Annotated in this window: 14 protein-coding genes; 12 read left to right on the top strand and 2 right to left on the bottom strand. The window is 44.8% G+C overall.

Going from position 1 to position 21,412, the window contains the following annotated elements:
• The first annotated feature begins 23 nt into the window (after positions 1-23).
• The 11 genes from ACT3TH_RS04680 to ACT3TH_RS04630 all read left to right on the top strand — a co-directional run bounded on the left by ACT3TH_RS04680 (position 24) and on the right by ACT3TH_RS04630 (position 17,002).
• Positions 24-1,079 (top strand): pilus assembly protein PilM, encoded by a 1,056-nt coding sequence (locus ACT3TH_RS04680; RefSeq protein WP_444754690.1) that lies wholly within the window; start codon positions 24-26, stop codon positions 1,077-1,079.
• On the top strand, positions 1,079-1,747 hold the full coding sequence (locus ACT3TH_RS04675) for a PilN domain-containing protein (RefSeq protein ID WP_444754689.1): 669 nt from the start codon (positions 1,079-1,081) through the stop codon (positions 1,745-1,747). The genes ACT3TH_RS04680 and ACT3TH_RS04675 overlap by 1 nt, the downstream gene beginning before the upstream one ends.
• Positions 1,744-2,493, top strand: a complete 750-nt coding sequence (locus ACT3TH_RS04670; protein WP_444754688.1) for a type 4a pilus biogenesis protein PilO — start codon at positions 1,744-1,746, stop codon at positions 2,491-2,493. The genes ACT3TH_RS04675 and ACT3TH_RS04670 overlap by 4 nt, the downstream gene beginning before the upstream one ends.
• Positions 2,493-3,026 (top strand): pilus assembly protein PilP, encoded by a 534-nt coding sequence (locus ACT3TH_RS04665; RefSeq protein WP_444754687.1) that lies wholly within the window; start codon positions 2,493-2,495, stop codon positions 3,024-3,026. Before ACT3TH_RS04670 ends, ACT3TH_RS04665 begins: the two co-directional genes overlap by 1 nt.
• A 27-nt stretch (positions 3,027-3,053) precedes the next feature.
• Positions 3,054-5,420, top strand: coding sequence for a type IV pilus secretin PilQ (gene pilQ, locus ACT3TH_RS04660; protein WP_444754686.1), 2,367 nt, complete (start codon positions 3,054-3,056; stop codon positions 5,418-5,420).
• A gap of 153 nt (positions 5,421-5,573) precedes the next feature.
• The gene (gene aroK / locus ACT3TH_RS04655; protein ID WP_444754685.1) at positions 5,574-6,134 is read left to right on the top strand and encodes a shikimate kinase AroK; all 561 of its coding nucleotides are present in this window, start codon (positions 5,574-5,576) and stop codon (positions 6,132-6,134) included.
• Between the two features lie 60 nt (positions 6,135-6,194).
• On the top strand, positions 6,195-7,298 hold the full coding sequence (gene aroB, locus ACT3TH_RS04650) for a 3-dehydroquinate synthase (protein WP_444754684.1): 1,104 nt from the start codon (positions 6,195-6,197) through the stop codon (positions 7,296-7,298).
• Between the two features lie 130 nt (positions 7,299-7,428).
• Positions 7,429-8,508 (top strand): hypothetical protein, encoded by a 1,080-nt coding sequence (locus tag ACT3TH_RS04645; protein ID WP_444754683.1) that lies wholly within the window; start codon positions 7,429-7,431, stop codon positions 8,506-8,508.
• 906 nt (positions 8,509-9,414) lie between these two features.
• The gene (gene gltB / locus ACT3TH_RS04640; protein ID WP_444754682.1) at positions 9,415-13,878 is read left to right on the top strand and encodes a glutamate synthase large subunit; all 4,464 of its coding nucleotides are present in this window, start codon (positions 9,415-9,417) and stop codon (positions 13,876-13,878) included.
• 159 nt (positions 13,879-14,037) lie between these two features.
• On the top strand, positions 14,038-15,459 hold the full coding sequence (locus ACT3TH_RS04635; protein ID WP_444754681.1) for an FAD-dependent oxidoreductase: 1,422 nt from the start codon (positions 14,038-14,040) through the stop codon (positions 15,457-15,459).
• Positions 15,460-15,790: 331 nt separating this feature from the next.
• Positions 15,791-17,002, top strand: coding sequence for an FUSC family protein (locus ACT3TH_RS04630; RefSeq protein ID WP_444754680.1), 1,212 nt, complete (start codon positions 15,791-15,793; stop codon positions 17,000-17,002).
• Positions 17,003-17,106: 104 nt separating this feature from the next.
• On the opposite strand, the gene ACT3TH_RS04625 is transcribed toward ACT3TH_RS04630, so the two are convergent.
• Positions 17,107-18,243: an ABC transporter substrate-binding protein gene (locus ACT3TH_RS04625; RefSeq protein ID WP_444754679.1), complete on the bottom strand. Its 1,137-nt coding sequence runs from the start codon at positions 18,241-18,243 to the stop codon at positions 17,107-17,109.
• Between the two features lie 423 nt (positions 18,244-18,666).
• On the opposite strand from ACT3TH_RS04625, the gene ACT3TH_RS04620 reads away from it, so the two are divergent.
• The gene (locus ACT3TH_RS04620; protein WP_444754678.1) at positions 18,667-20,286 is read left to right on the top strand and encodes an AbgT family transporter; all 1,620 of its coding nucleotides are present in this window, start codon (positions 18,667-18,669) and stop codon (positions 20,284-20,286) included.
• Between the two features lie 226 nt (positions 20,287-20,512).
• On the opposite strand, the gene ACT3TH_RS04615 is transcribed toward ACT3TH_RS04620, so the two are convergent.
• Positions 20,513-21,343: a Cof-type HAD-IIB family hydrolase gene (locus ACT3TH_RS04615; protein WP_444754677.1), complete on the bottom strand. Its 831-nt coding sequence runs from the start codon at positions 21,341-21,343 to the stop codon at positions 20,513-20,515.
• Between the last annotated feature and the right edge of the window lie 69 nt (positions 21,344-21,412).

The raw sequence follows: 21,412 nt of genomic DNA, 5'->3' as shown, positions 1-21,412 counted from the left end.
ACTTAATATAAGGTATAGAGTTTGTGAGGCTATTTACTTCAAAAAGTCGACATTTGATTGGCGTGGATATCTGTGCCACTTCAGTAAAGTTGGTTGACATACAGCGCCAGCAGGGTACCTTTCACTTAAAATCTTATGGTATTGAGAGACTACCAGAAGGGGTAGTCGTTGACAAACTCTTAGTAGACACTGAAGCCGTTGGTAATATTATCGCAAGTCTCGCTAGGCGTTGTCAGGCAGCTGGTAGTAACGCTGCAACCGCAGTGTCGGGATCGGCGGTCATTACCAAAATTATTGACATGGATCTTGCATTAAACGATGTTGAGCGCGAAGCTCAAATACGTTTGGATGCAGATCAATACGTTCCTTATCCGTTGGAAGACGTCAATTTGGACTTCGAGGTTTTAGGCCCTTCTTTAGTAAGCGATGATATGGTGCAAGTACTGCTTGCAGCCTCTCGTTCAGAGAACGTCGACCAACGAGTTGATGCGCTAACTTTTGGTGGACTACAAACTAAGGTCATGGATATTGAGTCGCATGCGATTGAGCGGGCTTTTGGATTGATGGTCGATAGTTTGCCAGGCCTTCCAGAGTTGGTCGCGTTGGTAGACATCGGTCACAATCAAACGACTTTATATATCGCCAAAAACGGTGAGTTTATATATAGCCGCGAACAGCTATTTGGTGGCGTTCAACTGACAGAGGCCATACAGAATCGTTATGGCTTATCTGCTGAAGAAGCAGCCATTAGTAAGCGAGAGCGTACCTTACCTGATGACTACTACATCGATGTGTTGACGCCTTTTATTGAAAACACCATTCAACAAATTACCCGTTCATTACAATTTTACTTCTCTTCAAGCCAATACAGCAATATCGATCATGTGGTTCTTGCTGGTGGCAGTAGCTCTATTGCAGGTCTTGCAGGTATGGCACAACAAAGACTGGGTGTGACGGTCAGCGTCGCCAATCCGTTTACCAATATGACCATTGCGCCAAACATTGACAATGAGCAACTGGCGATTGATGCTCCAAGTCTAATGGCCGCTTGCGGTCTTGCGTTAAGGAGCTTCGACTAATGGCTCGTATTAACCTTCTACCTTGGCGACAAGAAGAGCGCGAACGTCGCAATAAAGAATTCATAACGTTGGTGGTTGCCATTACTTTACTGACGCTATTGGCCGCCTTTGCCTCATGGAGCTATTTTAACAACGAGCTTGATGAACAACTTGATGCAAACACATTGATTGAACAAGAGAATACGCGTTTGGATACGGCTTTGACTGAAATTGACAGTTTGGAGCAGCGCCGTGAAGACATTATCTCACGTATGCAAGTTATTCAAGATTTGCAGGGTCGCCGTCCAGTACCTGTGCGCTTGTGGGATGATCTTGCTAAAGCTACCCCGCCTGCACTTTATCTGACCAATTTAAAACGCGAAGGTGATGTCCTCACTTTGACCGGTTTAGCGGACAATCCAAATGTGGTGTCGAGCTTGATTCGTAATCTTGATGACAGCAAGTGGATGGGCAATTCAGCAGTTAGTAATATTCAACAAGATATCACCGCTTATCAGGCGGCACCTGTGCTTAATGACCCTGCTGCTGCTACGACGAATGGTGAACAAACGCAACCACGTCCTGTTTATCCTGAAGACAGTTATGTGCAATTTGTGGTAACGACGAGAGTTCAGTCAGAATCGGGCGTGCCCGTTGATGGCGAAACTGGGCTTGGAGGCGAGTTATGAAGCTTATCCGCAAAAAAACCCTAATCAAAACCAAAAAAACGGCTTTAAAACCGAGAAAACAGTTTGATTTAAAAGAGTTTCGCCGCAGTTTTGAATCGCTAGATTCTGAAAACTATGGTAGCTGGCCACTTCCCGTAAAAGTTACTGTCATCGGGCTTGTCATTGTCTTTATAGCAGCCATGGCATGGGCATTCCCGATTAGCAGCAAGATTGATGAGATTAAGGCAGCTGAAAGTCAGCAACAGACCTTACGTGATAGCTACCGTGAAAAAGAATCACGCGCGCGTCACCTCAAAGCTTATCAGGCACAAGTGATTCAAATGGAAACGGAGTTCAATACTTTACTCGATCAGCTACCAAAGGACACGCGTGTGTCTGAACTGGTAGAGGGTATAAACATGACAGGCGTTGGTAGCAACATACGTTTTCAAGACATCTCGGTAGAACCCGAAATCGAGAACGAATTCTTTATTGAGCAGCCTATCCGCATTGCAGCTTTAGGCGAATATCATCAGTTCGGTAACTTTATCAGTGGTCTTGCTGCTTTACCTCGAATCATCACGATGCATGATTTTGAGGTTAGTAACCCTCAGCCGTCTTTGGATGTTTTGCCGGAGCTTACTCTGGTACTACAAACCAAAACGTACCGCTCAAAAGAAGCGGCTCCTGAAGGTGAAGAAGCCGCTGCTACTGATGGAGCTGCTGCCACTGATGCCGCTCCTACTGATACTGCAGGAGGCAATTAATGAGCATTCAAAAACTGCCCATGCTACTAGTTTTAAGCGTTACTGTTTTCTCAGTGACAGGTTGTACGGATCGTATAGGCATGGCAGAGCAGGCAATGGCAGATATACGCAATCAGCCAGCTCAGCCTATTGAGCCACCGCCTAAAGCTGAGCTGGTAGAAGATTTTGTCTATAGTGCCAGTGCGCAGCGTAGCCCATTTTTGCCACCAAGCTTAGTCAATGTAGAAGGCCCTACCACCTCTATCGATGGTGTGCGCCCTGATATCACAAGGGTAAAAGAACCTCTTGAGCAGTACGAATTGGCGCAGCTCGTCTTTCGCGGTGTGGTGATTTCGCCTGAAGGTCAGCAGTATGCGTTAATACAACGTCCTGATGGTTCAGTCGCCAGCGTGAAAGTAGGTGATTATCTTGGATTAAATGACGGCCGTATTGTTGAAATCACGCCGACCCAGATTAATTTGATTGAAATTGTGCCAGACAGCCGCGCCGGGTTTGTTGAAAAACCCCAGTCGCTGGTTTCCCCTATAAGTTAAGTCGGCAGATTTTTTGAGGAATAAATAATGACAGTACGCAACAACAAGGTAATGATGATGAGCAACCGCATGTCTTCTGCTTTTGCCATTTCAGCATTGGCAGTCAGTATGGTGGCAGTAAGTAATAGTGCCCATGCTGCACAGCGTATTAACAATGTCTCTGTGATACAAACTGCGCCAGCGGTGACGCAAATGCGTTTGGGGTTTGCAGGTACACCTGTATTGCCCGCAGCTTACCAACTCGATGATCCAAGCCGTTTGGTCTTAGATTTTGAACAAGTACAAAATGGACTGGCTAGTCGCTTTAACGAATACAATATCGGTATGGTCAATGATGTCACCACTTTAAGCAGCGACAGTACCACCCGTCTTATTGTAGGGCTCAAGCAATCAGGCAATTATTCAACAGCGATTGATGGCAATGATTTGTTGCTAACGATTACAGATCCCAATCGTCCTGTTATTACCAATGACCCGATTCAAGACGTGCTTAATGACAATAATGCCATTACAACTACTGCGGTGGTTACGCCTATTGTGGAAACCAGCACTGTTCCCGTTGCGGCTGTCCGCACAACCAGCACGACAGTGATAAAAAATGAAGTACCAGCCGATACCATGGTTGTGAGAGTTAACCCATTATTGAATCCACAACTTGCGGCGGCACAAGTCAGCAAGCAATACAGCTATGATGGTCTGAGTGCGGTTAATTTTTCTGCTGGAAATGAGGGCGGTGGTAATGTCAGTATTGCGCTTGCCAATGAAGCCATTCCAGTTGATGTACAACGTCAAGGTAACCAGTTGGTGGTGCGTTTAACAGGCAGTACGGTACCTAGAAATTTACTGCGCCGCTTGAACATTAACAGTGGTCTTGTGAGTAGCATTGATACCAAGAACCAAGGTCAAAATGGCGTGATCACCATCAATATGACTGATGATTATGAGTATCAAGCATATCAATCAGGCACCCAGTTAAATATCAGCATTAACAAGCCTGCTATGCTACGTGAGCCGACACTTGAAGAAAGGGTGTATAGCGGCGAGCCTTTGTCTATGGAATTCCAAGACGTCGAAATCCGGAGCGTTTTAGACATCTTAGCTCAGTTTACAGAAATGAATATTGTGGCGAACGATTCAGTGACTGGCAATATCACTTTGCGCCTGATCAATGTGCCATGGGATCAAGCGCTTGATATTATTCTGAAAAGTAAAAACCTAGGCAAACGCGAAAACGGTAATGTGATCTTGGTTGCGCCTGCGACTGAACTTGCTGAACAAGAAGCGCGCGAGCTTGAAGCGCAGCAAGCCGTTCAATCTTTTGCACCCCTACGTACTGAATACATTCGTTTAAGTTATGCTAAAGCGCAAGATGTATTGACGCTGATCTCTCAAGGAAGTGGTGCGACAGGCGGTGCCAGTACCAGCCCTACTGGTATTACAAATCGTGCAGATGACAATAATACGTTATTATCCAATCGCGGAACGGTCACGGTTGATGAGCGTACCAATACTTTAATCGTTAAAGACGTGGCCAATAGTATCGAAAATATTCGTACGTTGATTGCTAAGATTGACATTCCTGTCCGACAGGTCATGATTGAGGCGCGGATCGTCAGTGCCACTGACAGCTTTAGTAAAGAGATTGGCGTTCGTTGGGGTATTTTGTCTAATGGTGCTGCTAATAATCGTAGCCTATTGGTTGGTGGCAGTAACCAGACCTTGGCCGATCTCAAAGACTTTGATATTGAAACAACGACAGTCAATGGTCAAACAGTTTCTTACCCGTCATACGACATCAGCCGTCCTGATAATCTAAACGTTGATTTAGGGATTGCCAATCCAGCGGGTAGTATTGCTTTTGGCTTACTCAGTATGTCAGATGTGATGCTTGATCTTGAGCTATCAGCATTGCAAGCCGACAACCGCGGTGAGGTAATTTCTACCCCGAAAGTTTTGACGGCTGACAAACAAACGGCAAAGGTCTCTTCTGGTACGCAGATCCCTTATCAGGAAGCTTCAGCCAGCGGTGCTACCACGACCAGCTTTAGAGAAGCGGCATTGAGTTTAGAAGCCACGCCAAATATTACGCCTGATGGTAAGATTGGTTTGCAATTGCTTATCACTAACGGTACGCCAGTATTTACTAACGGTATTGTTGCTATCAATGAAGACTCTATATCAACCAACGTTACTGTTGAAGATGGACAAACTGTTGTGCTAGGTGGAATCTTTAGAAACCGTACCAATAATAATGTGGATAAAGTGCCTTTCCTAGGTGATTTGCCGTATATTGGTCGCGCATTCCGTAAAGATGTGCGCAATAACAATAAGGAAGAGCTGTTGATATTTGTGACACCAAAACTGATCAATGATGGCATCAGCCGTTTAGATTAATCAGCGCTTAATTGGCTTTAGTTCAAAAAAAGCAAGCATCAATGCTTGCTTTTTTATGCGCTGATATTGAGCACTGCGCACAATAATCACAGCTCGTTACTAGCCAGAATATCAATGACGTTGTATCATATCTAATTTAGCTGAGTAAGTACTATGGTGGAGGAATTACCGTCGGTGTTTTTAGTAGGGCCGATGGGAGCAGGGAAGACGACAATCGGCAAATTGCTTGCCAAGCAATTAGGACGCACCTTTGTAGACAGCGATTGGTACATTGAATCTCAAACAGGCGCTGATATTGCTTGGATATTCGCTAAAGAGGGGGAGGCGGGTTTTCGTGAACGGGAAACGCGGGCTATTGATGAGTTGACCCAAAACGACCAAATTGTCTTAGCGACTGGTGGCGGCGCGGTTATGAGTGCCGAAAACCGAGCGCTTTTAAGGCAGCGCGGCATTGTGGTTTATCTGAATGCACCTGTTGATGTACAAATGGCACGTACTGCCAAAGACAAGTCACGCCCCTTATTACAGCAGCCCAATCCCAAAAAAATCTTGCAAGAATTATACAACACGCGCGATCCATTATATCGCGAGGTTGCACACATCATTATGCCTACCGGTCATACTTACCCACGTCATATGGTTAACCAGCTTTTACAGCAGCTTAGCAACTTTAGTCCTTGTGTCCTTGAAGAGCCAAAACTTAAAAAAGAATAACGGACAGTATTATTCGAAATCAGTTGCTTTTATCTCATCAAAATATTTAGGGAGTATCTAATGTCACTGTTTCAGGATGGCTTAACCGTTCACACGCACAGTCATGATTATCCGATTATTATTACTGAAAAGACGGTGACAGAAAATAACAGTATGGCGAAGCAAATCGCCCCCTATATCAGCGGTCGCCAAGTATTAATTGTCACTAATGATACCGTTGCTCCTCTATATTTAAAAGCCTTAGAAGAAGAGCTGACAGAGCAATTTACGGTCAAGGTTTGTGTGTTACCAGATGGGGAGCAATACAAAAACCAGACCAGTATCAACCAAATTTATGATGCCTTGATGGCAGAGCATTTCAATCGGGATGTCACGCTTATCGCATTGGGTGGCGGCGTAGTCGGCGACATGACAGGTTTTGCTGCGGCAAGTTTTATGCGCGGGGTAAATTTTATCCAAATTCCAACGACGTTACTGTCGCAAGTGGATTCAAGCGTGGGCGGCAAAACCGGCATCAATCATGCACAAGGCAAAAATATGATTGGTGCTTTTTGGCAGCCGCAAATGGTACTTGCGGATATGAGTACGCTCAAAACACTGCCTGCGCGTGAGCTATCGGCCGGACTCGCTGAAGTCATCAAATATGCTTTGATTATGGATGAGGTGTTTTTGACATGGCTTGAAGAAAACTTGCCTGCCATGATGGCGCTTGATTTGGCCATACTAGGCGAGGCGGTAAAGCGCTGCTGCCAGTACAAAGCTGATGTCGTCGCGCAAGACGAAAGAGAGTCAGGCGTGCGTGCGCTATTAAACTTTGGTCATACCTTTGGTCATGTGATTGAAACGCATCAAGGCTATGGTAATTGGCTACACGGTGAGGCAGTCGCTGCGGGTATGGTACAAGCCGCCGAGCTGTCACAAAAAATTGGTTGGTTAACCGCCGATGATGTTACTCGTATTAAACGTATTTTGACTTTGGCCAACTTGCCCATTACGCCACCGCCTATCGATGTTCAAACGGCTTTGAATTTGATGGGTCATGATAAAAAAGTCAAACACGGACAAATCCGCCTTATTTTGTTAAAATCACTCGGCAAAGCGGTATTAACCAACGACTTTGATACTGAGCTTTTGGCTGAGGTTTTGTCACAGCATAGCGCGTAGCGTCTCAAGATTTTAATTGTTATAAATGCTCACTGAATGTCCGTATTCAAAGTATACTGGTTAGCCATAATTTTAGTTAAATACGCATTGATTTCATGCGGTTAAACATATTTTTACCAAGGACACTCTCATGGCCGCCTCAAGACCGACGCCTCGTACCGCTAGTCAATCATATCGCCGCCAAGCTTTTATTTGGCTGATAATGACCTTGCTGTTAGGTGTAGTCACAGCGTTGATTTGGATGCTCAGTCAGACGCCAGCGATGGGTGCCAAAATCGAAAATGCACCGATATCAGCGCCGCAAACGTTGAGCACGGAGCTTGAGCAGCCTTTGAAAATTGAGTCGCTGCACGAGCTGGATACCGATGTGCAACCCATCAGTTTTGACACGACGGTTCGTGATTTGCGCAATTATCCCAATGAGTTTAAAGACAAACGTTATTTACTAGCCAATAAGGGCAAGTGGACAGTACAGGTCATGAACGTCGCTGAAAATGAGGTGATTGTCAGCTATTTGGAAGGTCGAGATGACCGTGATAAATTTGCTTACTTCCGTTATCTCGATGACGAGAAACAAATCCGCTATATGCTGACTTACGGAATAATGAGTAGTCCACAAGAAGCGGTTGGGGCTGCAAAACTTGTAGATTTTAAGTTACCGAACAATGTGCGTGTGCTACCCGAAGAAATCAATCGCTATGTTGGTATTATCGATAATTATGAACGTCCTGATCCTGTCAAAGACTTAGGCGCCAAACGTACTCGTTCTGTGAATTTAAGACCGACCAAGCGTGAAGTGCCCGTACGTCAACAAACGCAAGAAACTGACAACAGTGACAATGATCAAGCAGCAAGCAGCAATACCAATCGCAGTAGCCAAGAAGCGACAACCAATTATAGTGAAGAAAGTATTCGTCAGTCGGCGGACACCTCTGAGACTTTATCGGTGAGTGAAGAACGCAGCGTTGGAGAGCGAACCTCCTCTGTCACAACGTCTAGAAACGACGATAGTAGCAATAAGCCTGCAAATCAAGACAATAGAAGACCAGCGACATCTGAGACTGATAATGGTAGTGCTAAGAAGCCACCAGTCGTACCCACGCCTAAACCGCCAAGCTCCAATAATACGAACACGACTAGCAAAAGTGCTACTCCTCCTAAAAGCAATGGTGATAGCATGAAAAATTTGATAGAAGACAAAAGTAATTAATCAGTAATAGCTACAATGACTAAGTGGTCATTATAGCTAAATGGTCATCAAAACTTCTAATAACCCACCAAGATAACCAGTTGGTGGGTTTTTTATGGAATTTTATAGTCTCTTTTTAGCATCGAAATATCTATCCAATCGCTGTAGATCTTAAAGAATTGCTTTCCTAAGCACTTAACCCTCTCTCTTTATATCAAATTATGCTTGAGGTTTTTATTTATCCTATAACTAATAGTAATATGTACTCTTACAAAATATGGCGAATGAATCGATAGAAAAGACTAGATTTTTTGTCAATCATTAACTAATATAACTGAGGGCGACGTTCTGTATAGTTATCGTAAAAACTATTTATTTAACAAGCATTTAGTAAGATTTCTTGTATTTAAATGATGCGTTACTAATATCTGTTGTCTCAAGCGCGACCACTTTTCGTTTGGATTAAAACGATTATAAGTGGCACAACTTCTCTTATTGTCACTCTAATTAGAGTAAATAAAGCGCTTGAATACAGAGCGTCAGATATTCAAAATCAGTCAAATGTACTGTTATTCAATACCCGCCAATCAGTTCTAAGCGTCAGGTATGACACAGTGACAAGCGGTACTCAAGATACGACAGTACGTTATGGATGGTTGAGTAACGGATATACAGGATCGTATTTCCTCCCATTGCCAAGGGTTACTACTCACTATCAGTTAATAGGCTAACTGTCTGTTAAAGCATCATCTAATGACTGGGAAGTCGAGGGTTTTACCTTATCTCTCAAAGTATGATGTCTATGAGCATCACGCCATTTATTAATTCGGATATACGAATATTATTATCAGCCCGTTCTGCCTACGGGTACCAGCTTATGTGCCGCATTGGATATATAAGTCGCCCGTTTACTTACAAGGACCAGCTATGTCAATGATTTCCTCGCAAACCCACCTGGCCACGCCAGATGACTTTTCTGATAATTGCGGTTTTGGTTTGATTGCTCACATTGAGGGCCAAGCCAGCCATGATTTGGTAAAAACCGCTATTCATAGCTTAAGTTGTATGACCCATCGCGGCGGCGTTGCTGCTGATGGTAGAACTGGTGACGGTTGTGGTCTATTGCTGGCGATGCCTACTGAGTTCTTTAAAAACATCGCAGCTGAGCAACAATTTGCCATTACGGATAATTTTGCCGTGGGTATGGTGTTTGTCAATACAGATGAGACGAAAGCCAAGCATAGCGAGCAAGTATTGAGCGATGAGATTACGGCACAAGGTTTAGAGGTAGCTGGCTGGCGCGATGTACCGCTGGATTTGGGCATTGTCGGTGAGATCGGCCGTGAGACATTACCAGACTTTAAGCAAGTGTTTGTCAATGCGCCCGCTGATCTGGCTGCAGATGATTTCAACCGCAAGCTGTTTGTTGCCCGCAAAAAAGCGGAGCAGCGTTTGACCGAGGATGAGCTGTTTTATGTTTGCTCATTGAGCTGCCAGACGATTATTTACAAAGGTTTGGTGATGCCATCGGACTTGCCGGCGTTCTTTTTAGACCTGCAAGATGAGCGTTTGGCGTCGCACATTGTGGTTTTCCACCAGCGTTTTTCTACCAATACATTGCCACGCTGGCCACTGGCGCAGCCGTTCCGTTATCTTGCCCACAATGGCGAGCTAAATACTATCACTGGTAACCGTAATTGGTCTGAAGCCCGTACGCCAAAATTAAAATCAGACAAATTGCCCAATTTGAATGAATTGACGCCATTGGTAAATAGCACTGGTTCGGACTCTTCAAGCTTAGATAACATGCTTGAAGTATTGATGTCAGGCGGTATGAATCTGTTCCATGCTATGTCTATCTTAGTGCCGCCAGCATGGCAGAATGTCGATAGTATGGACATGGACTTGCGCGCGTTTTATGAGTTTTACTCGCAGCATATGGAAGCATGGGACGGTCCAGCAGGGTTGGTGATTCAAGATGGGCGTTATGCCGTTTGTATGCTTGATCGCAACGGTCTGCGTCCGTCGCGTTGGGTGACGACCAAAAATGGCTATATTACGGTTGCTTCTGAAGTCGGCGTGTGGGATTACTCACCAAAGGATGTATTGGCAAAGGGGCGCGTTGGACCTGGGCAGATGCTGGTCATTGATACGTTGACAGGTCAAATCTTAGATACCAAAGCGATTGCAACTTTACTCAAAAAAGCCCATCCATATCGCAAATGGTTACGTGAAGAAGCGACACGTATCCGTGACGATGAGCGTTTAGAAGAGACGCTAGCCACACAGTCTTGTCGCGGTGATAAGCTAAAAGCCTTACAAAAAATGTATCACATCACCAATGAAGAGCGCACGGAAATCATTCGTCCCAATGCCGAAAACGGTCAAGAGCCGGTCGGGTCGATGGGGGACGATACGCCAATGGCGGTGTTGTCACAGCAGATTCGTCATGTGGGTGACTTTTTCCGTCAGCAGTTTGCGCAGGTGACCAATCCACCGATTGATCCATTGCGTGAATCCATTGTGATGTCACTACAGACATGCTTGGGTGCCGAAACCAATGTGTTTGCACCATCAGCACGCGATGCGCACCGTATTATTTTATCGTCGCCTGTGTTGTCAGCCAGCAAAATGCAGCAGCTAGAAACCTTGGATGATCCTGCGTTCAAGATGGCTCGTATCGATTTGAACTATGATCGTACGCTCAAATTGTTCGATGCTATTATCGCTATTTGTGAGCAAGTGGAAAGCAGTATTCGTTCGGGTAATACGCTGATTGTATTGTCTGACAAAGCCATTGAAGCGGACAAAGTACCCGCCAACGCCATCATGGTGACTGGCGCTGTGCATCATTACCTGATTGCCAAAGGTATCCGTACCGACGCCAATTTAATCGTTGAGACAGGCCTTGCTCGTGATTCACATCAAATGGCAGTATTAATTGGCTTTGGCGCGACCTGTATCTATCCATATTTGGCGTATGACGTTATTGATGATTTGGTGGCAACAGGTGAGCTGCTGGGTGATCCGATTCAAGCTCGGGTGAATTTTCGTAAAGGCTTGGATAAAGGGCTATTAAAAATCTTATCAAAAATGGGCATCTCAACCATTGTCTCTTATCGCGGCGCTCAGCTGTTTGAAGCAGTTGGACTCTCTGAAGAAGTCGTGAAATTGTGTTTTAAAGGCGTGCAAAGCCGCATTAAAGGGGCTACCTTCGAAGATTTGGCAGCTGATCAAGCCCAATTGGCTGCGAATGCTTTCAAGCGCCGTATGCCGCTTGACCAAGGCGGTTTGCTCAAGTTCGTCTTTAATAAGGAGTATCACGCCTTTAATCCAGACGTCATCAATAGCTTGCATACCGCAGTACGAACGGGTGATTATGAAAATTATCGCCAGTATGCCAATCTGGTCAATAGTCGTCCAGTAGCGACTTTGCGTGACCTATTGCAACTCAAAACTGACAACAGTATCGATGTCAATGACGTTGAAGACATCTCCGAGATTTTGACACGTTTTGACTCCGCTGGCATGTCATTGGGCGCGTTGTCTCCTGAGGCACACGAAGCGATTGCAATGGCGATGAATACCATTGGTGGACGTTCAAACTCTGGTGAAGGCGGGGAAGATCCAGCACGTTATGGCACAATGCGCAATTCAAAAATCAAGCAAGTAGCTTCAGGCCGTTTTGGAGTCACGCCTGCGTATTTACGCTCGGCAGAAGTGATGCAGATTAAGGTCGCTCAAGGTGCCAAGCCTGGTGAGGGTGGTCAGTTGCCGGGTGGTAAAGTCAATGCCTTGATTGCACGCTTGCGTTACTCAGTACCGGGTGTGACATTGATTTCGCCGCCGCCGCATCACGATATTTACTCGATCGAGGATTTGGCGCAGCTGATTTTTGATTTAAAACAAGTCAATCCAGATGCTTTGGTTTCTGTCAAATTGGTGTCGCGCCCTGGCGTCGGTACCATTGCCACAGGTGTGGCAAAAGCTTACGCTGATCTGATTACCATCTCAGGTTATGATGGCGGCACAGCAGCTTCTCCACTGTCTTCCATTCATCATGCAGGCTCGCCATGGGAGTTGGGTCTTGCTGAAACACATCAGTCGCTACGCGTCAATGGACTGCGTGACAAAGTACGAGTGCAAACCGATGGCGGTCTAAAGACAGGTCTTGATGTGGTAAAAGCCGCCATTCTTGGTGCAGAAAGCTTCGGCTTTGGTACGACACCGATGATCGCTGTTGGCTGTAAATATCTACGTATTTGTCACCTTAACAATTGCCCGACAGGGGTGGCAACGCAAAAAGCCATGTTACGCGATGATCATTTTATTGGCGAAGCTGAGATGTTGATTAACTTCTTCAAGTTCGTTGCGACCGAAACGCGTGAGTGGCTAGCAGCACTTGGTGTTCGTAGTATGGAAGAGCTGGTCGGACGTACAGATTTACTTGACGTGTTAGAAGGCAATACAGACAAGCAGCGCCATCTTGACTTAACGCCTTTACTGTTCAGTCACCCAGCAGCGGCTGGCAAAGCCCAAACGTGCCAAGTAGAGCGTAATGAACCCTTTGATAAAGGGTTGTTGGCTGAGCAGATGATCAGTGACATGCTGTTGAGCATTCGCCAAGGTACAGGCGGTGACTATAGTTATTATGTGGGTAACTGTGATCGCTCTATCGGCGCTCGTATTTCTGGTGAGATTGCGCAATTGTGGGGCAACCTTGGTATGAGTGATATGCCTATTAAACTGCATCTGACAGGCACAGCAGGACAAAGTTTAGGCGTCTGGAATGCGGGCGGCTTGAATATTGAGCTTGAAGGTGATGCCAATGACTATGTTGGTAAAGGCATGGCAGGCGGTGAGATTGTTATTTATCCGCCCAAAAACTCAAGCTTTAGCGCGCAAGATACGGCCATTATTGGCAATACCTGTCTATATGGTGCCACTGGTGGTAAATTGTATGCAGCGGGTACGGCAGGTGAACGTTTTGCGGTTCGTAACTCAGGTACGCATGCAGTCATCGAAGGGACAGGCGATCATTGCTGTGAGTATATGACAGGCGGTATAGTCACCATTCTTGGGCGTACGGGTCTTAACTTTGGGGCCGGCATGACAGGTGGTTTCGCTTATGTGCTCGATATGGAAGGCGATTTCTTTGATCGTTGCAACCATGAGCTGATTGATCTCAACCGCATCTCGAGTGAGCAAACGGAAGAACATCGCATCTATTTGCAACGCGTGATTCAAACTCACGTTGATAAAACCGACAGTGCCTGGGGTCAGACGATATTGGCTGATTTTGAACACTACGTCCGTAAGTTTTACTTAGTGAAGCCAAAAGCGGCGAACATTGCGAGCCTTCTTAAAACCACCATGGCTGATCCACAGTAGCGGATTTTTCATGATTTTTATTGATGATTCCATCATAGGTTTTTTAGAAACGTTTTAACTCACAGGTTTCAAGCAGGTAAGTGACAGCAGCCCTTACGTTTTAAATATACGATTGAGCGTCGCTCGCTGTCACCGCCCACTATAAAAGAGATTTTTACCATGGCAAAACGCTTAGAGAATAGTTTTCAGTTTTTAGATGTACCGCGCCTTGATCCGACGAAAAAAGACATTGCAACCCGTTCAACGGAATTTGTAGAAATTTATAGACCGTTTGAAAGTGAAGCAGTGGCGCAGCAGTCGCATCGTTGTCTTGAGTGTGGTAACCCGTACTGTGAATGGAAGTGTCCTGTACACAACTACATTCCCAACTGGCTTAAACTTGCGACCGAAGGGCAGATCTTTCAAGCAGCGGAGTTGTGTCATCGTACCAATACCTTGCCTGAGGTCTGTGGCCGTGTCTGCCCACAGGACCGCTTATGTGAAGGCGCTTGTACGTTAAACGATGGCTTTGGCGCTGTTACCATTGGTAATGTTGAAAAGTACATCAACGATACGGCTTTTGCCCTTGGCTGGCGTCCAGACATGTCTGATGTGGTTTGGACCGACAAAAAGGTCGCTATTATCGGGGCAGGTCCAGCGGGTCTTGGCTGCGCGGATATCTTAGTCAGAAATGGTGTTAAGCCAGTCGTCTTTGATAAGCGTCCTGAGATTGGTGGTTTATTGACCTTTGGTATTCCAGAATTTAAGATGGAAAAAGACGTGATGCGTAATCGCCGTGTCATCTTTGAAGGCATGGGTATTGAGTTTCGGCTAGAAACAGAAATCGGCACTGACGTTAGTATCGATGATTTATTGAGCGATTATGATGCGGTATTTATGGGTATGGGTACATACACTTATATGCGTGGCGGATTCGCTGGTGAGACGTTAGAAGGCGTTTATGATGCACTAGATTACCTGATTGCCAACGTAAACCGTTGTAATGAATGGGAAAAAAAACCTGAAGAATATATCGATTTCAAAGGTAAGCGTGTTGTGGTATTGGGCGGTGGTGATACGGCGATGGATTGTAACCGTACCAGTATCCGTCAAGGCGCTGAAAAAGTGGTCTGTGCCTATCGCCGCGATGAAGAAAACATGCCAGGCTCACGCCGTGAGGTGGTTAATGCACGCGAAGAAGGTGTCGAGTTCTTATTCAACCGTCAGCCAACTGAAATCATTGGCTTAAACGGTAAAGTTAATGGCGTAAAAGTCGTCACCACGCAATTGGGTGCGCCTGACAACCGTGGTCGTCGACGTCCTGAACCGATTCCTAATTCAGAAGAAATCATCGCATGTGATGCAGTGATTATGGCCTTTGGTTTTAGACCAAGCCCTGCTGATTGGTTTGAAGGTTATGACGTTGAGATGAGCCTTAATGGTCTGGTGTTGGCGCTTGAAGAGCAACCCTATAAGTTCCAAACCAAAAATCCGAAAATCTTCGCAGGTGGCGATATGGTACGCGGATCGGATTTGGTGGTGACAGCGATTTGGGAAGGTCGCCAAGCGGCTGAAGGTATCCTAGATTTCTTAGAAGTATAATTCAGTCTCATTCATCTACAATGGTTATTATAGTCGATACACTTTAACAGTGTGGTAGCGCTACTAGGATTAACTTTGCGTAGTCTCTGTCGGCATAGGCACAGCACGCTAGTCACATTTATTCTAGTAACGCGTTTGAATTTATATAACCGTTTTATTTTCACCTGACCATAGTAAGCTTTAATCTTAAACGTCTTTTGTCTTTTAATAGGCAAGAGACGTTTTTTTTGATAATCGCTTTGTAAATCGTGGTGCGGCTGCTAGCATATCTATTTTTAGCCTGTTATTTTTGTTCCTTATTTTAACCATCAACTAAAAAGAGTGGTTTTGCGTGAAATTACCTCTGTGGCAACGATTTACCGCACCCTTTATTGAGCCTTATGTTCGCTATCAGTATGCGGATATCTTACATGCCATACGTTTGGGTGTGGCTGTACTACTGGCGTTTTTAGTTAACAAACTCACTGATCTGCCACATGGCGAGTGGACGACCATTACGGTCTTTATTATTTTGGGTTTGCTGCAGTATCAAGGTGCTATTTATACCAAAGCAAAAGAGCGAGTACTGGGTACGTTGTTAGGGATTGGCGCTGCGCTTGGGGTGCTTTGGTTCAGTCACAATGCTGGCGCGTGGTTATGGGTGGATTATGCGCTCATTGGTTTGCTCAGTGGCGTCATCGGTTATTTAGCGATTAGGCAACTTGGGTATACGGGGATGCTGACAGGAATCACTATGTTGATGATTGTCTCAGATTTGGGTAAAAACAGTATTGGTCCAGACGGGATTTACCGTGTCCTTAATATTTTAATCGGCACAGGCGTTGCAGTGATAGTAACTTTGATTCTACCGCTGAAATCTACCTTGATGTGGCGTTTTTTATTGGCCAGTAACCTCGAAGCATGTAGTAGTCTCTATGCAGGTGTGGGCAATCACATTGATGCGGCTGAGGGCGCGGGCGATCACTCAGTGCAGCAACAGCATCCAATAGCCTCACAATTGAATGACATACCTGTTGATAAGATACTGGTCACATCGCTACAACAGATCAATAAGCGTCTACTGGCTGTGCGTCCACATATTGCAGCGACCGCAAGCGAGTCAGGCATTAAAAAAGAGACGTTAGAGACCATTCAGCGCACCCACCGTAATATCATTGGCACGATTGATTTACTATTAAGTGCGGCACCGCGTTTGGCCAATATTGACATTGATGATGAAAATCATACTCTGCTGATACATTATCAGCATGAGCTGACTCAGGCCATGCAGCACATGGCAGCGGTACTGCGTAGTCCAAGCGATGAGATGTTTCGTCCCATTACTCGTATTACCGTTTCAGAATATCCCAGCGTACATCACTTAGCATTTGAGTGGCAGGGATATTTTTGGCTGACCAAAACCTTACAAACCCAGTTGCAACAGTTGAGTGACTTGTTGCAAACCACCAAACCACACTGGTATGCCGCATCAGGTTTGGGTTATCAGCGCCGTGAGCAGCGAAAGATAAAGCAGCAAGGCGGTGAGACAGATTTGCATTTATAAATAAAAAAACGCTAACTCTTTAAAGTTAGCGTTTTCGTTTTTTACTAAAATACAGTCGTTCCGTGATCAAATAAAGTGCGGCTGGGATAAATTTAAATAAAAAATTAACGTCCTGTTTTTAGCTTATCCCAATACTGCTGATACACTTGCAATGCTTCATCACCCACATCTTCTTGGAATTCCGCTTTGGCCAATATTTCTTTACTAGGATAAATGGTTGGATTATTACGCACTTCTTCATCCATTAATTCACGCGCTGCCATATTAGGTGAGGCGTACCCAATCTCTTCACTAACGATCTTGGCAATTTCAGGACGCAACAGGTAATCAATGAATTTGTGCGCCGCATCAACTTGTTTTGCATTCTTCGGAATGACAAAATTGTCCATCCATAAGATAGCGCCTTCAGTCGGATATTTATAAACCAAGCTAGTCAGACCTTCATCATTTGCCATGACCGCCTCCCCATTCCAGCTCATACCAAGCGCGGTTTCGCCTTCAATATAAGGCATACGTGTGGCGTCAGAGTTGAAGGTTTTGACGTTTGGCATCAAGGTAGTCAGCTTGTCGTAAGCCGCTTTGATCTCGTCAGGGTTGCTACTATTGCCCGAATAACCAAGCGTCAACAATGCCATACCGAATACTTCGCGTACGTCATTGGTCAGCATCACTTGGCCTTTATAATCAGGACGCCATAAGTCGCTCCAGCTATTGACCGTCGCAGGATCTACCGTATCGCCATTGATAGCCAGACCCGTGCTGCCCCACATATAGGGGATAGAGTATTTGTTCTCAGGGTCAACTTTGGTATTCGTAAATGAGGTATCGAGGTTTTTGAAGTTGCTCAGCTTTGATTTGTCCAACTCTTGCAAAAGCCCTTCTTTGGCCATCTTTTCGACATAGTAGGTCGATGGAATGGCAAGGTCATATTGACTAGAGTCATCGAGCAATTTGAGCTTGGCATACATCGCCTCGTTAGAATCAAACGTAGTGTAATTGACGCTAATGCCAGTCTCTTCTTTAAAGCCATCAAGAATCTCTTGAGGCATATATTCTGACCAGTTATACAAATTAAGTGTCACATTGCTTGCAGGTGCGCTACCGTCGGCCGCCGCATTATCAGAGTTGCTACAGCTGGCAAGTACCAAGCCTACCGCCATGGCCAATAGCGCCTTTGGCAACGTACGACCGATAGACGCAGTAGTCCTAACAGGTAGGTGGGACGATGATAAATGGGTCAAAATATCTCTCCTAAATAAAAACAGTATTGATAACGAAGACAGGGCAAGTCGATAAAACGCCATAAAGACCGGCTAGTAATTTTACTATTATGGTCATTGTTTCTACAGATTTAAAGGGGTGTTACAAGAGCTGTCGCTAAGAATAAGTAAGTAGTCACGCAAACTGGAGTTCAACTACCTAGCCTTTGTAATCATGGCAGGTAATCACGCTACGATGGGTTCTAACAATGTCTTTACTTTTGATCCTCAATTTTTTAGTTATTTGTAATTTATATATTACCCAATATTGCAAAAAATTTGTTTTATGATACAGAATTATTTGTTTCTATTTCCCAACTATGTTTCAATCGAAGCCTTTTATCGGTGTTTTTATACACCTTAAGCACATCAAAAGTACTTAAATCTTGAAGGAGATAATCGGTTATGCAAGGAAGTAACTCGCCAAATGGCAGTCCGCCACACAATGACTTTGATGCAGCGGAAAAAGATTCGCGCATGCAGCGGTTTTTAAAAGGGGTAGAGTGGCTTGGTAATTTACTACCACACCCTGTCATTTTATTCGTATGGATGTCAGTGTTTTTACTGGTTCTTTCAGCAGTGCTGTCCTATCTCGGTATATCAGTAATTGACCCACGTCCAGAAGGTGCTAGCGGACGTAGCGCTGATGGCATGATCGAGGTTGTCAACTTATTAAACGGTGAGGGCTTAGCTCGCATCGTCGAAAATTTAGTGACCAACTTTACGGGTTTTGTGCCACTCGGTACGGTGTTGGTGGCTTTGCTTGGTGTCGGTATCGCTGAGCGTTCTGGCATGATATCAGCGGCTCTACGTGGATTGGTGTTAAATGCGCCAAAGAAGATGGTCACCTTTACTATTGTGTTTGCAGGTATTATGTCAAACACGGCTGCTGAGCTGGGTTACGTGGTTTTGATACCACTTGCTGCGGTCATCTTTCACTCACTTGGTCGACATCCATTGGCTGGTATTGCTGCGGCATTTGCTGGTGTGTCTGGCGGCTATAGCGCCAACTTATTGCTTGGGACGGTGGATCCTTTATTATCAGGAATTACCCAAGAAGCGGCACGCATCATTGATCCCGCTTATACCGTTGGGGCAGAGGCCAACTGGTATTTCATGGTGGTCAGTACGTTTTTGATCAGTGGTCTGGGTTATTTTGTGACCGAAAAAATCGTCGAGCCAAGCCTTGGTGAGTACAATCCTAGTGATGCTGATGATCCTTCAGTATTAGATACCAAAGTCGAGCGTGTATCTGCCATTGAGAAAAAAGGCCTTGTTTGGGCGGGTATTAGCATGCTGATATTCTGTTTGCTGCTGGCTTGGACTGTAGTACCTGCTGATGGCATTTTGCGTAATGCTGAGACTGGGCTATTATCAGGTTCGCCCTTTTTAAAAGGTATTGTCGTATTCATCTTTGTATTCTTTGCTATACCAGGCTATATATATGGCAAGATTACTGGCAGTTTGAAAAACAATCAAGATGTGGTTGATGCCATGAGTCACGCGATGAGTTCACTAAGTATTTATATCGTTTTGGTCTTCTTTGCCGCGCAGTTTACCGCCTTTTTTAACTGGTCAAATCTTGGCTCTGTAATGGCCGTATCTGGTGCAACTTTCCTAAACGATATCGGTTTGACAGGGCCATTCTTATTGGTTGGTTTTATCTTGATATGTGCAGTGGTTAACTTGATGCTTGGTTCGGCATCTGCGCAGTGGGCAGTGACGGCGCCAATATTTGTTCCTATGCTGATGTTGACGGGTTATGCTCCTGAGATGATACAGGCGGCATACCGCATTGGTGATTCGACTACCAACATCATTACGCCTATGATGAGCTATTTTGGTCTTATTATGGCAGTTGCTATTCGTTATAAGAAAAATACTGGCGTAGGTACACTGATGGCAATGATGCTTCCTTATTCAATTGCGTTCTTGGTTGGTTGGATTATTCTGTTTTGCGTCTGGGTATTCGTGTTTGGTTTACCAGTTGGACCCGGTTCAGAGACATTTTATCCTGCTAGGTAGTGGTTCATCTAATGAACACTAATTAAGGCGCTTCTAACCAAGTAACTGTTAAAGTTAAGCCGCGAAGCTCATTTATTGCTTGTAAAAAACCCTTTGTCATCTACTGACGAAGGGTTTTTATTATCTATAGTTACTCTAGAATAAAAGTGGTACATATAGTGTCTTTTTAAAAGGGATCGACTATATTAAACAGTACGCTTAACTATTTTTCTTAACGCTATTTGGGTTACGATGCAATATGAAATTGATCTAGCACTGCCTGTATCCCAAACTCTTCAATAGTTCCAGTGACAAAATCCGCTCGTTCGATCAACGCAGGCTGCGCGTCACCCATTGCTACGGCAAATCCGACCAAATCAAACATCTCAAGATCATTCATCCCATCACCGAATGCCATACACTCGCGTACGTCTACGCCATAATAGGCACACATATCTTTGATACCTCGTGCTTTGGAAGCATCTATTGGTAAGATATCAGCACCAATATGATGCCAATGCACCAGCTTTAAGTCATACTTCGCAAAATCGACGTCTTGCATTTTTTCTTCTTGGTTGTTGAAAAATACTGAGCACTGATAAACCGTATTTGACTTGTAGTATTCTGGATCAACGAAAGAGTTGGGCGTTCTCGCATTAAAGTCACGCAAACGCTCATTTTCATCTGACCATACAATGTGGGTTGCGGAATCAAACTTATGAATCAGCTCGCTTTGCTGACAGAGATAGGCAATCTTATCTGTCTGTTCAGCAGACAAAGGATAGTGACTGATCACGCCACTATGATCAAAACTATACTGTCCATTCATACAAATAATGGCATCTAAAACATTGGTGTCTAGCAACGCTAAAATATCCGCTGGCAATATAGCTTTAGAACGTCCAGTTGAAATCACCAATTTAATATCAGTGTCAGCAAGTTGCTCAAGGGTCGCTTTGTTGTGTTCAGCGATAATACCGTTGCGGCTCAAAGTGTCATCGATATCGAAAAAGATGATTTTGGGAGTAGGGAGCGTATCACTCATACTGGTTGTAGCTGCTTTATCAACAATAAACATGGGTATCCTTTATGGTTTAAACTTCAATCTATAGGGTTATCAAAATGTATTCGTTACTAATAAGAGACT

The organism is Psychrobacter sp. AOP22-C1-C5, from assembly GCF_052378885.1.
Classification (GTDB): domain Bacteria; phylum Pseudomonadota; class Gammaproteobacteria; order Pseudomonadales; family Moraxellaceae; genus Psychrobacter.
The sequence above is the reverse complement of the archived record's forward strand: the minus strand, read 5'-3'. Positions and strand labels throughout refer to the sequence as shown.